This window comes from Mesorhizobium sp. B2-8-1, assembly GCF_006440955.1.
In the GTDB taxonomy this organism is placed as follows: domain Bacteria; phylum Pseudomonadota; class Alphaproteobacteria; order Rhizobiales; family Rhizobiaceae; genus Mesorhizobium.
This window is the reverse complement of sequence record NZ_VFTX01000001.1, coordinates 68,838-80,724: the sequence shown is the minus strand read 5'-3', so window position 1 is coordinate 80,724 and position 11,887 is coordinate 68,838. Positions and strand designations below refer to the sequence as shown.

The 11,887-nt window shown below is 60.9% G+C and carries 13 protein-coding genes; 7 read left to right on the top strand and 6 right to left on the bottom strand.

Annotated features, from left to right (window positions below; translation table 11 throughout):
- Positions 1-20: 20 nt before the first annotated feature.
- Positions 21-1,067: a hydantoinase/oxoprolinase family protein gene (locus tag FJ428_RS00405; protein WP_140515157.1), complete on the top strand. Its 1,047-nt coding sequence runs from the start codon at positions 21-23 to the stop codon at positions 1,065-1,067.
- 20 nt (positions 1,068-1,087) lie between these two features.
- Here FJ428_RS00405 and FJ428_RS00400 read toward each other — a convergent pair whose 3' ends face one another.
- The 5 genes from FJ428_RS00400 to FJ428_RS00380 are packed head-to-tail and all read right to left on the bottom strand — an operon-like array spanning position 1,088 to position 5,692.
- Complete coding sequence (locus FJ428_RS00400) at positions 1,088-1,672, bottom strand: DUF447 domain-containing protein (protein WP_140560487.1); 585 nt, start codon at positions 1,670-1,672, stop codon at positions 1,088-1,090.
- Positions 1,673-3,067 carry a DUF6513 domain-containing protein gene (locus FJ428_RS00395; protein ID WP_140560486.1) on the bottom strand — a complete coding sequence of 465 codons (1,395 nt, stop codon included), beginning with the start codon at positions 3,065-3,067 and terminating at the stop codon, positions 1,673-1,675.
- Entirely contained in the window at positions 3,060-3,611 is a 552-nt protein-coding gene (locus FJ428_RS00390) for a flavoprotein (RefSeq protein WP_140515154.1), read from the bottom strand. The genes FJ428_RS00395 and FJ428_RS00390 overlap by 8 nt, the downstream gene beginning before the upstream one ends.
- Positions 3,612-3,614: 3 nt before the next feature.
- Positions 3,615-5,441 (bottom strand): (5-formylfuran-3-yl)methyl phosphate synthase, encoded by a 1,827-nt coding sequence (locus FJ428_RS30525; protein ID WP_140560485.1) that lies wholly within the window; start codon positions 5,439-5,441, stop codon positions 3,615-3,617.
- Positions 5,438-5,692 (bottom strand): hypothetical protein, encoded by a 255-nt coding sequence (locus tag FJ428_RS00380; RefSeq protein WP_140560484.1) that lies wholly within the window; start codon positions 5,690-5,692, stop codon positions 5,438-5,440. Before FJ428_RS00380 ends, FJ428_RS30525 begins: the two co-directional genes overlap by 4 nt.
- Before the next feature lie 38 nt (positions 5,693-5,730).
- Between FJ428_RS00380 and FJ428_RS00375 the strand changes: the two genes are divergently transcribed.
- From FJ428_RS00375 to FJ428_RS00350, 6 genes are all read left to right on the top strand, one after another.
- The gene (locus FJ428_RS00375) at positions 5,731-6,960 is read left to right on the top strand and encodes an ABC transporter substrate-binding protein (protein WP_140560483.1); all 1,230 of its coding nucleotides are present in this window, start codon (positions 5,731-5,733) and stop codon (positions 6,958-6,960) included.
- A gap of 21 nt (positions 6,961-6,981) precedes the next feature.
- The gene (locus tag FJ428_RS00370; protein ID WP_140524705.1) at positions 6,982-7,953 is read left to right on the top strand and encodes a YVTN family beta-propeller repeat protein; all 972 of its coding nucleotides are present in this window, start codon (positions 6,982-6,984) and stop codon (positions 7,951-7,953) included.
- A gap of 29 nt (positions 7,954-7,982) precedes the next feature.
- Positions 7,983-8,426 (top strand): hypothetical protein, encoded by a 444-nt coding sequence (locus FJ428_RS00365; protein WP_140498197.1) that lies wholly within the window; start codon positions 7,983-7,985, stop codon positions 8,424-8,426.
- A 70-nt stretch (positions 8,427-8,496) separates the two neighbouring features.
- Positions 8,497-9,285, top strand: coding sequence for an ATP-binding cassette domain-containing protein (locus tag FJ428_RS00360; RefSeq protein ID WP_140560482.1), 789 nt, complete (start codon positions 8,497-8,499; stop codon positions 9,283-9,285).
- 11 nt (positions 9,286-9,296) lie between these two features.
- Complete coding sequence (locus tag FJ428_RS00355) at positions 9,297-10,157, top strand: ABC transporter permease (RefSeq protein WP_181167204.1); 861 nt, start codon at positions 9,297-9,299, stop codon at positions 10,155-10,157.
- The gene (locus tag FJ428_RS00350; RefSeq protein ID WP_140524706.1) at positions 10,157-10,783 is read left to right on the top strand and encodes a hypothetical protein; all 627 of its coding nucleotides are present in this window, start codon (positions 10,157-10,159) and stop codon (positions 10,781-10,783) included. Before FJ428_RS00355 ends, FJ428_RS00350 begins: the two co-directional genes overlap by 1 nt.
- 101 nt (positions 10,784-10,884) lie before the next feature.
- Here FJ428_RS00350 and FJ428_RS00345 read toward each other — a convergent pair whose 3' ends face one another.
- Entirely contained in the window at positions 10,885-11,817 is a 933-nt protein-coding gene (locus tag FJ428_RS00345) for a LysR family transcriptional regulator (RefSeq protein WP_140878729.1), read from the bottom strand.
- Positions 11,818-11,887: the final 70 nt, after the last annotated feature.

The window sequence follows — 11,887 nt, the reverse complement described above, 5'->3', positions numbered from 1 at the left end:
CTGTCATGAAAGCTTGAAGTGTGGAAAAAAGAAAGAGCATCATTGCGGGTTTCGACATTGGCGGCGCGCATCTGAAGGTGACGCGCGCGCAAGGCGGCCGCATCGTCGGCGCGGTAACGATCGCCACGCCGCTTTGGCAAGGGTTGCACAGCCTGACCTCGGCCCTCGACGAAACAGCCCCGATCTATGCGGAAGCCGATCTCAACGCGTTCACCATGACGGGCGAGCTATCGGACATCTTTGCGTCCCGCGATATCGGCGTGACGACGCTGCTGGGTCAGATTTCCAATCGTTTTCCCACAGGCGAAAAGCTGATCTATGCCGGATCATCCGGCTTTGTCGAGGTCGAGCAGGCAGCGCGGCTGAGCACTGATGTCGCCTCCGCCAACTGGCACGCGACAGCCTCTTTGGTGGCAAAACTGGCCGGCGATGCCCTGTTCGTCGATATGGGCTCCACCACCACCGACATTATCGCCATAAAGGACGGCGCCGTCGTCAATGAGGGCTACACCGATGCCGGACGGCTTCTGACTGGTGAATTGGTCTATACCGGTTTCACCAGGACATTCCTGTTCGGTGTAGCCTCGTCTGCTCCGGTCCATCGAAGGCTGACGCCATTGATGAACGAGTATTTCGCCTCGATCGCCGACGCGCACCGGATCCTGGGCGTGCTCGATGAGGAGGACGACATGCACCCTTCCGCCGACGGCAAGGAAAAGACCGTCCACGGCTCAATCGCGCGACTGGCGCGCATGGTCGGGCGCGACGCCGCTGAACTTTCGCCGCCGGAATGGGGTGAAGTCGCACGCTGGTTCAGCGAGCAGCAATTGCGGAAAATCCACGACGCAGCATCCCTGGTTGCCTGGGGTCTTGCTCAAGATGTTCCGATCGTCGGCGCCGGAACGGGCCGCTGGCAGATCAGGCGGCTGGCCGAGCGCATGGAACGTCGCTTTGTCGATTTCGCCGACATCGTCCCCGCCCATGACGCTGTTCGCGGCGAGGCCAGCCGCGCCGCACCAGCATCGGCGGTGGCGCTGCTGGCTGGATATCGATCGCAAGCAGCGTAGCGGCGCTCGCGTCGTCACGCTCACGCGTCCTCGCTGCTGGACCCTTTGACGGCCAGGTGATCGCTGACACGCTGCATCAGCCAACCCCAGGCTTCCCGTTCGTCGGCGCCGGCTGTCTTTTCGATAGAGATCGAAAGATACGCGATCTCGGCCTCGATCTTGTCGCGGGGTAGCATGCCGAGCCGGCTGACCAGGATGGCCAGTTCCAGAACAGCCGCCTTGGCACGGTTAAGGCCGGTGAAGGGCGCATGCATTTCCTCTCGAACCACGCGGCAGAAATGGCGAGGGCGCACGCCATCATCGTCAACGCTCTCGACTTCGAGAACCGAATGCGCCAGCGCAGTCGCCAACCGGGGAACCAGAAAATCTTCAACGGGAACGGTCGGCCAGTCCTTGCGCCCGGTCAGGCATCCAGCGAAGACGCGCACGTCGTCGGTGTAGTTGGCGATGGCGAACGGCACCGCCGCCAGATTGTCGAGCGTAACCGAGGGACGAAACGGTGCGATGACCCAGCCGTCTTTTTCGGAGATTATGCCGATCGGCGCGATATGGACCTTTCCTGCCTTGTCGACAGTGGTGATGATTGTCTCGCGAATGTAAGGCACCTAGCCCTCCTTCTTCGCGCGAAGCGTTTCGCCCGGTTTGGCAAGACGGGTACGGTCGGTTTCGGGAGCCGGTGCGGCAACGCCCCATGCGAGCGGCTCGTCCTGAACATAGCGCTTGCCGAGGCGCCACGCGATCTCGGCCTTCGTCAGTTCCGCGCCCAGATAGAAAGCATGCGCACCATCGGTCTCCACGCCAAGTCCGGCGAAGAATTCGAACGCATCCGTGGCAACCGCGTGCCCTTTGCCGTTGAAAATATGAATGCCGTCCTCCGCTGCCGCGATACGGTAGTTGGCGTCGCGCACCTCGGCCGCCAATCCAGCGATATCATCGGTCGAGGCCGTGAAGGGCTTGCGATCGTGGATCTGCAGCAAGCCTGGGTGATAGCTACGCGGCAGTGCACCGTCATTGCGGGCAGCGAACATGATGCGACGGGCAATGTCGTGCTCCTCGATCGTCCGCACCGTGTGAGGGCTGACATGTACGGCTAGCACGTTTCGAATCCCGAGTTCCGAGCAGAGCCCCGTTAGAACGGCCGTAACGCCAGAACTGTCGGCGTCGGTAAGTTCGGTGAGATTGCCGGTGCCCATCAGCAATTCGATCTTCGGCCAGCGGCGGCGCGCCTCGATGAAGCGGCCGAGCGATTGGGCGAAGCCGAAGTGGATCGGATCCAACACGGGATCGGCGATAAAGGAAATGCCAGCCCTTTGCGCCGCATCGATAGCGCGGCCAAGCGAATCCAGATCGCCGGGGGCGGACGGGATCAACACTGCCGTAGCCCCATGGCCGAACACTAACGGCAGCGTGTTCTCGTCGAGGCTGAGAAGATAGTCCGCACCGGCGCGTGCACCGATCGACAGTTCGTCCGCGCTGGCCGAATCGACGCTGACCTGAAATCCTTGTGCCTTGAGCTCGCGCACAGCCTCCGACAGCAACGGAAATGGCGTTTCAGGCAGGCAGCCAAGATCGATGACATCGGCGCCGGCCGCAGCTAGCGTCCCCGCCCGCAGCGTGAGCGCTTCGATCGACAGCATTGGCGCATCGACGATCTCGGCGAAGATGCGCATATCGTGACGCGTAAGATCCGGCGGCTCGCCGACACGGCCGAGAAAGGCCGGCAGGTCCGCGATCTCGTCAGGACCGCGCGCAAAGGGCACGCCGAAATGGTTCGACAATTGCTCGATATCGCCGCGATAGCGCCCTGGCAGGATAAAGCGGTCAACGGCGTTGGGCGCGATGAGACGCCGCTTTATGATGTCTTCGGTCATCAGTGCGGCGACCTTGACACCTATGTCGACCACCTCCCACGAAAACTCCGTCTCGCCCAGACCGGATAGCAGCTTTTCCAACCGTGCCCTGGCCAGATGTCCCGTGAGAAAGACCAGCCGCTCAGCCATGGCCGGACAGCTCGGCCCGGCGTTGCTGAACCGCCGCGTTGAGGTCCGCGAGCGACTCGACCACCTGGGTTCGTTCGAACCCCTTCAGCCGCTCGGTGTTTTCCAGGTCAATCCTGCGCGGATAGACTTTGACCAGGCCATGCGGCGCCATGGTTTCGAGTTCGGGTGCGGTGTCGCAGGCAAAGACGATGATCGGCACGCGGCACTTTCCGGCTTGCGCAAAGACGTTGGTGGCAAGCGTATCGGATATACCCCAGACGCATTTGGCAACCGTGTTGGACGAGGCAGGCGCCACCACGACCGTGTGGTAGACGCCGTGGTAAAATTCGCCGACGGGAATGGCGCTCGCCGTCTTGTCGTGCAGCACGCGCGTCGTCTCCGGAAAATCGAGTTTGAGCTTGTACATGCGCAGCACTTCATTGGCGGCTTTCGACACGAAGACATCGCAATGTTCGAGTTGGCGAACAAGTGCGAAGCTCTCCGTGAAAAAATGCCCGGACCCCGTCAAAACCCACGCCCAGCGCGGCACGTGCAGCTTCACCATCGGCTATCCTGCCTTCTTTGCCGAGCGGGTCGAAGCCACAATCCCGATGCCGGGCAGCTTGCCCGATGCGAGTAGCGCGCCCGCCTCGGCGGCATCCTTCGGACCGGCGAGACGGAAATCGATGCCGTCGGGCAGCATGGCGGCAAAGCCTGGGTCGACAATGCCCCTGGCCTTCAGGCTGTCAGGGGTATCGTTGTCGAAGAATGCATCGGTCTGCTTGATAAGCAACAGCGCGTTCGCGCCAAGCTTCCCGCCAAGCCAGGCAGCCAGGGAATCGGAGGTAATGTCCCAAGAGGCCGGAAGGTCCGGTGCCGGCAACGCAAGTGACGACGGCAGCCACACCGGAACCTTGCCTTCGTCCAATGCTCGCACAATCTCCTCCAGCGATCGTGCCGGCGTCAGTCTTTCGTCCCGATCGAGGATGATTTGGCCGAACTGCTCCATGGCGAGGATCGCCATGGCATGTGCGGCGGTGTCGGAAAAATCCATGCGGGTCTGCGTCTCGCGCACCTGATCGGCAAACAGGCCGCCGCCGGGCACGATGACGATCGGTAACCTGGAACCCGCCAGCGCCGCGATCCAGCTCGTCATTTCCGCCGCATGGGCAGTGCTGCCGCCAAGCTTGACGACGGCCCGCCCGAGGACGTCGGAGCCTTGCTGGCGCGGCCGGGAAACACTGCCTCTGTCTTTTCGGCCGGCAGAGCCGGAGGCGACACCGCGTCCTGCCGATTGGCGCTTGCGTTCGATCTCGACGCCGACACCGCCAGGCCCGAGCTCGAGTTTTTCCACCCTTACCGTGACGCGCACGACGCGCTGGTTCTCCAGAACGTGCGCCGCCACTTGCTCGGCCAAAGCCTCGCTGAGCTGAATGTGCCCCCGCGCGACGATGGTGCGAATGCCATCCATGATGATGTCATAGGAGAACACATGGCGCATGTCCTCGGGATGGTCGGTGACTTGCAGCACGTCGGCGATCACATCAAAGCGCACCTTTTGAGTATGACCATGCTCGAAGCTGTAGGCACCGATCTGGACCGGCAGAACAAAATCCCGCACGAAAATCCTGTCCGTGCCCAGTGTCGGATCGGTGCCCGGCGAATAGCCTCTCGCTGCCAACAGGCGATAGTCGATGCTCGATTTACCGCCCGTCCCAGGCTCTGCCGGGACCAATTCGCGAATCTGCGAGACCGCCTCGGCGCTGATTGAACCCGCGCGGTCGGCATGGCCACACAGCGCGCCGCGAAAGCCGAGGAAATCGGGAGCGAAAGGCAATAGACGTGGAATATCCGGGGCTTCGAGCGATCCGCTCAGGCCAACCATCAGACCGAGCGACTTGGCTCGATCGACGAATCCCGGAATCCGCTCCGGTGGCAAATGGTCGAGCAGCCGGCCCTTTCCCTTCTGCGCGGTATCAACCATCACGCCGTGGAAGCGGTGCCTGCCGAATACCGGCAGGAGCTCGAAGTCCGGCGCCAGATCGGCAAAGAGCACAGCGATCAACTTCGTTCGCGCGGCCAGCGGTTCGAGCGCCTCCGCGCAGGCAGGGATGTGAGCCGATGGGAAAAACCCGATCTTGACATAATCGACGCCGGTCGCCGCGATCTCTTCAGCCTTGGCGCGGATCGTTTCGGGTTCCATCGGCAGGTCGCCGCAGACCGCGCTGACCGGAGCCCGACCAGCGATGAACGAAATCGTTCGGCGGATGGTTTCCGTGGGTACCGCGCCCAACGCTCCCGCCTTCGGATCCTTCAGATCGACGATGTCGGCGCCGCTCGAAAGAACGATCTCCGCCTCTTCGATGCCGGTGACGCTGGCCAGCATTCTGGTCATTTGAACAGTTTCTCCAGTTTGGAGGACAAGATCTTTTGTCCTTCGTCCGCTTGATTCTCGCGCACGTCGCGGATGACATAGCTGCGAACGACCTCGAAATCGAAGATGGCAATCTTTTCAGCCGCCATTGCATGTTTGTCAAAAAGACACCGAGCCAGGGCAGACGCGAAAAGTCGTCCGATAGGGTTTGATAAATTTTGCGGGTCGGCTAAGTTGACCATGGGCACCTGGACTTGGCGCTGCTCCGACACCCGTCGGACCTCAGCGCAAGAATGGGTAATTACTATCGATGACGAGCGCGGTGCCGGGCACTCTCGCCGCCTTTTTGTGCTTTTTTTCCCTGACCGTCAACGCTCCGGGCGCGATAGCCCAGGAAGCGGCGGCGAAGCCGGAAAAAAAGGTCACTGAAATCAAGATAGGGTATTTGCGGGCCTACGCGCCGCAATTGACGCTTTCCATGCTCGACCTGCCGCCGCGTGATGAAGGTGTCGCCGGCGCCACTGTGGCAATCGGCGATAACAACACCACCGGAAAATTCACCGACCAGAAATTCAGCCTCGACGTGACCGAGATCAAACCCGAAGCCGACGCGGTTCAGGCATTCGAGGACCTGATCGCCAAAGGTGACCACTATGTCGTCGCAGACCTCTCGGCCAAACAATTGCTGTCGATCGCCGATATAGCCCGCGACAAGGGCGTGCTGATCTTCAACATCGGTGCCACCGACGATAGCCTGCGCGAGGAGGACTGCCGCATCAATGTTTTTCATATCGCGCCGACGCGCAGCATGCTTGCCGATGCGCTGGCGCAGTATCTCATGGTGAAGAAGTGGCCGAATTGGGTGCTGCTCTACGGCTCGCATGAGCAGGACCATCTCTACGCCGACGCGTTGCGCCGCGCGGCAACCCGTTTCGGCGGCCAGATCGTCGCCGAGAAGGAATTCAAGGACACCGGCACGGCCAGGCGTACCGACACCGGCGCCACGCAGATACAGCAGCAGATTTCCGTATTCACGCAGGATCTGCCGGAGCACGACATTGTGCTTGTCGCCGACGAAAGCCAGGTGTTTGGCACCTACGTGCCCTACCGCACCTGGACGCCGCGGCTGGTCGCCGGCACGGCCGGGCTTGTTGCATCGTCGTGGCATCCCGCCAGCGAGCAATGGGGCGGCATCCAGATGCAGAGCCGCTTCCTGAAGACGACGGGCCGGCGGATGCTTTCCAAGGACATGTCGGCGTGGACAGCAGTGCGTGGCGTCGGCGAAGCCACCACGCGCACCAAAGGCGACGATGCCAAAAAGATCAGTGACTACATCCGGTCGGGCGATTTCTCGGTTGCCGCCTTCAAGGGACAGAAGCTCACCTTCCGCAAATGGAACCTCCAGCTTCGCCAGCCGATCCTGCTTGGCGACACCAAGTCGGTCGTTTCGACATCACCGCAGGAGGGCTATCTCCACCAATTCTCCGAACTCGATACGCTTGGTATCGATCAGCCGGAAACGAAATGCGTTCTCAAGTAGGGCCAAAGGGGAGGAATTTGCGTGCAGACACGAGCTTGTGCATTCGCCATTCTCGCGGCCGGCCTCACGGCCAGCCCGGCATCGGCCTATACGGCCTACGTTTCCAACGAGAAGGACAACACGATGACGGTCGTCGACACGGCCACCATGCAAGTGGTGAAGACCGTCGAGGTCGGCCAGAGGCCACGCGGCATCACCATCTCGCATGACGGCAAATTCGTTTATCTTTGCGCCAGTGATGACGACACGGTCGAAATCATCGACACCGCGACGCTGCAAATCGTCGGCACGCTGCCATCTGGCCCCGATCCCGAATTGTTCGTGCTCTCGCCTGACGGCAAGACGCTCTATGTCGCCAATGAGGACGACAACCTCGTCACCGCCATCGACGTCGAGAGCAAGCAGGTCATGGCCGAGATTCCAGTCGGCGTGGAACCGGAAGGCATGGGTATCAGCCCTGATGGCAAGACCATGGTCAACACCTCGGAAACCACCAGCATGGCGCATTTCATCGACACTGGCACCCACGATGTAACCGATAACGTGCTGGTCGACACGCGCCCGCGCTTTGCCGAATTCAAGCCGGACGGCTCGCAGGTCTGGGTCAGCGCCGAAGTGGGCGGCACCGTCAGCGTCATCGATAACGCCAAACGCGAAGTGGTGAAGAAGATCCAGTTCGCGATTCAGGGATTGCGGGCTGAGACCATCCAGCCGGTAGGCATCGCCATCAGCGCCGACGGCAAGAAAGCCTATGTCGCGCTCGGCCCGGCGAACCATGTCGCCGTGGTCAATACCGACACCTTCGAGGTCGAGAAATACATCCTCGTCGGCCAACGCGTCTGGCACCTGGCCTTCACACCCGACCAGAAAACGCTGATCACCACGAATGGCAACTCCAACGACATCACGTTCATCGATACGGCGACCGACGAGCCGGTCCAATCGCTCACCGTGGGCCAGCAGCCTTGGGGTGTGGCCATTTCGCCCAAATAGCAGACATTGATCATGGGGAGGATCGCGACATGAAATTTCGCCATAGATTTATCTTCGCCGCGCTCGCCGGATTTGTGCTTGCTCCGATCGGCGCAAGCGCGGATGACGCAACGCCAAAACCATCGCGTGCCAGCAAGAACCTGCCGGAATTGATTATCGGCTCGGCCGATTCCACCTATGCCGTCAATCAGAAGGATTTCGAGCTGATCGCCGGCCAAGGCTATCGCTGGAAGATCACCTCCAAGGGCGGTTTCGAATACAAGTTCGTGACCGACCTGTTCCGCAATGTGTGGATGGACCAGATCGTCATCGACGATCTGGAGGTGCATATGGACGGCGGACCGGCCTGGCTGGAATTCGACGACGCGGGAACGATCCAGGTGCAATTCCACACAGTTCGCCCCGGCGAGTATACCTGGTCGGTTCCCGACCTCGCCGACAAGGGCCTGAAGGGCAAGATCACGATCAAGTGAGACCAAAGGAAATCAGGCGCGCTAGATAGCAGTGCGTCCTGCCAACGCGTCCTGAAGGAGCGATCCGGGCATGCAGCATGTGAGGACAAGCGGACCGGGAGACGAGGCGGCGGCGCTCGACGTCAGTGCCGTCAGCCACTCCTATGGACCGAAGCGGGCACTCAACGAGGTCTCGTTCTCGATCTTGCCGGCGACGTTCACCGTCCTGCTCGGCCTCAACGGGGCCGGCAAGACAACGCTGTTCTCCCTGATCAGCCACCTCTATGACACGCGTCACGGGTCGATCCGCATCTTCGGCCACGACATCCGCAGCGCTTCGGGCGAAGCGCTCAGACGGGTCGGCATCGTGTTCCAGGCGCGCACGCTCGACCTCGATCTCAGCGTCTATCAGAATCTTTCCTACCATGCCTCGCTGCATGGCATTGGCGGACGCGAAGCCCGGCAGCGCATCGCCGCGCTGCTTGACACAGTCGACATGCAGGGCCGCCAGCATGACAAGGCACGCAGCCTCTCCGGCGGTCAGATGCGGCGCATCGAGATCGCCCGGGCGCTGCTTCACCGACCTTCCCTGCTCCTGCTTGACGAAGCGACCGTCGGCCTCGACATCGAGTCGCGTGCTGGCATCCTCGCCACCATCCGCAAGCTCGTCGAAACCGATGGTATCGGCGTGCTCTGGGCCACGCATCTGATCGATGAAGTCAACGATACCGATCATGTCGTCGTGCTGCGGCGGGGTGACCTGGTCGCCAGGGGCAAGGTGTCGGATGTCGTCCAGGCAAATGGAGGAAATTCCATTCGCGATGCCTTTTCGAAGCTCAGCCGCATCGACGCGGCAGGCATGGCGGAGACATCGTCATGAGCGCTCCTGCGATGCCCGGAAAAGTTGTCAGCATCAAACCGGTAGGGTCTGAACCATTCGGCCTCCGCCACTATCTCATTTGCCTGAAAGGCATCGTCCTGCGCGAGTGCCTGCGCTTCCTGCACCAACGCGAACGGTTCATTTCCTCACTGGTGCGGCCGCTCGTCTGGCTGTTCATCTTCGCCGCCGGCTTCCGCCAGGTGCTCGGCGTGTCGATCATCCCTCCTTACAAGACCTATGTGCTCTACGAGGTCTACATCACTCCGGGTCTGTGCGGCATGATCCTGCTGTTTTCCGGCATGCAGTCTTCACTGTCGATGGTCTACGACCGCGAGATGGGCAACATGCGCATCCTGCTGGTCAGCCCATTTCCGCGCTGGTTCCTGCTGGTGTCGAAGATGTTGGCCGGCGTGGCCGTATCGATCGTGCAAGTCTACGCATTTCTGATCGTCGCCTGGTTGTGGGGCGTCAGGGCGCCGCCGCTCGGCTATCTCTACGTGCTGCCGGCACTGTTTCTGTCGGGCATGATGCTTTGCGCGCTCGGCATGCTTTTGTCGTCCATGATCAAGCAGCTCGAAAACTTCGCCGGCATCATGAACTTCGTCATCTTTCCAGGCTATTTCGCGTCGCCGGCGCTGTATCCTTTGTGGCGTATCCAGGAGGCAAGCCCCCTGCTCTACAAGATCTGCCTCGCCAATCCGTTCACCTATGCCGTCGAACTGATCCGCTTCGCCTTCTATGGGCAGATCGACTGGCTGTCGCTGGGCGTCGTCGCCGGTTGCACGCTGTTGTTTCTGGGCGGCGCCATCATTGCGTACGATCCTTCGCGCGGCCTGATGACCCGCAAACAGGACACGGGAGGAAACGGCTGATGGCGCGAATGAGACTTGTGCACACCCTGGTTCTGGTCGCCATGCTTGTCCCGATGGACGCCAGGGCGGCAAACACCGATCCCGACTGGCCTTGCATGCAGCGCAAGGTGCCGCAGCTCTCGCTCGGCCAGATCTGGAATGGGCCGGAGCTTCCCCCGGCGGCGAAGGATTGGTCGAAGGATTCGGGCGTCTCCGCGCTGGTCGAGGCGGTGGCGGCCCGACGGACGCCGATTGCCGAAGCCCAGAAGGAGATCAAGGACTTCGTGGCTTCTCTGCCGGCGGAGCAGGTCGCACCAAAGATGGCGATGCTGGTGCAGGGAATGTTCGATCACATGGACGCCGAGCGTTCGCACGTGATTTCCGGCATTTCCCGCTATGCCCACAAACAGCTCGAAATGGCGGCTGAATTGCGCAAGGAAGCATCCGACGTCGACGCCCTACGTGCCAAAGCCGACGCCGATCCGGACGAAGTCGAACGGCGAACCGACCAGTTGAATTTCGCGACGCGCATTTTCAACGAACGTGTCCAGTCGCTGACCTATGTCTGCGACGTGCCGACGATAATCGAGCAGCGGCTCTATCAATTGTCCAGGACCGTCTCGGAAACGCTCGGTCGGAAGAAATAGACCTTCAGTCGACCTTGCGACGGATTTCACGTCTCTTGGCAGGCGACACGTCCGGCGTCTCGCTCCGGTCGATTCCGAACGCCATCCGTCGGTCATCCCGCTCAGGAATCGGGATAAAGCTTACCGAACAGGGGCAGAAACATCGCGCCCTTGCGCATCAGGAAGTCGTTGAACGTAGCCATGGCCGGCGAGATTGCGTGATCGGTTCGTATCACCGAGAACCACTGTCGGCGGATCGGCATGCCGACAACGTCGAGGATGACGAGCCGGCCAGCTTCGGTTTCCGCGGCGATCGTGTGGGCAGAAATGAAGGCGATGCCCAGACCAGCCATCACCGCCTGCTTGATCGTTTCGTTCGAGCCCATCTCGACGCCGAGTTCATCGATGCGGCCAGGCACGTCGCTCAGGAATATTTCCAGCGAGATGCGGGTTCCGGAGCCGGGCTCGCGAATAAGGAAATGCTCCTCGGCAATGCGCTCCTTGGAGATATCGCGTGCCGCCGCCAGCGGGTGTTCGGGCGGTGCGATGATGACCAGCGGGTGGTCGCCGAAGACCGAAGCACGCACCGGGACCTCTTTCGCCGGGCGCCCCATCAGCGCGATGTCGATGTCGTGATTCTTGAGGTTGTCGATCGTCTGGGCACGATTGCCGATGGCAAGCCGCATGTCGATGTCGGGATGTTCCTTCATGAACGCAGCCATCAACCGCGGCGCGAAATACTTGGCGGTGGAAACGACGCCGAGCCTCAAGCTACCCGTACGAACGCCCTTGATGGCGTCGATCTTGTCTTCGAGCAGACCGAGATGCTCCTCGATAGCTTGCGCTGCCTCAACGACGGCCAAACCTGCGGCAGTGGGACGCATGCCGTCCGACGTCCGGTCGAACAGAGCCAGTTGGAATTCTTCCTCCATTTGCCGCAACTGAATTGTCAGTGCTGAAGGAGACAGACCTAACGCCTTGGCCGCACTCACAATTTTTCCGTGCCTGATGATGGCCTGGATGGTCTTGAAATGCTTGAGCGTGAGGTTTCTCATGTCTCATACTAAATTATTTTTAGTACCAACGTAAAGTTATTGAATTTTACTTATCAATTGTCGTTTGTTT

Bases quoted from the DNA above. Each gene is read 5' to 3' on its own strand.
- FJ428_RS00395 (WP_140560486.1), bottom strand. From the start codon at position 3,067: ATGGCTGAGCGGCTGGTCTTTCTCACGGGACATCTGGCCAGGGCACGG.
- FJ428_RS00390 (WP_140515154.1), bottom strand. From the start codon at position 3,611: ATGGTGAAGCTGCACGTGCCGCGCTGGGCGTGGGTTTTGACGGGGTCC.
- FJ428_RS30525 (WP_140560485.1), bottom strand. From the start codon at position 5,441: ATGACCAGAATGCTGGCCAGCGTCACCGGCATCGAAGAGGCGGAGATC.
- FJ428_RS00375 (WP_140560483.1), top strand. From the start codon at position 5,731: ATGACGAGCGCGGTGCCGGGCACTCTCGCCGCCTTTTTGTGCTTTTTT.
- FJ428_RS00365 (WP_140498197.1), top strand. From the start codon at position 7,983: ATGAAATTTCGCCATAGATTTATCTTCGCCGCGCTCGCCGGATTTGTG.
- FJ428_RS00360 (WP_140560482.1), top strand. From the start codon at position 8,497: ATGCAGCATGTGAGGACAAGCGGACCGGGAGACGAGGCGGCGGCGCTC.
- FJ428_RS00355 (WP_181167204.1), top strand. From the start codon at position 9,297: ATGCCCGGAAAAGTTGTCAGCATCAAACCGGTAGGGTCTGAACCATTC.
- FJ428_RS00350 (WP_140524706.1), top strand. From the start codon at position 10,157: ATGGCGCGAATGAGACTTGTGCACACCCTGGTTCTGGTCGCCATGCTT.
- FJ428_RS00345 (WP_140878729.1), bottom strand. From the start codon at position 11,817: ATGAGAAACCTCACGCTCAAGCATTTCAAGACCATCCAGGCCATCATC.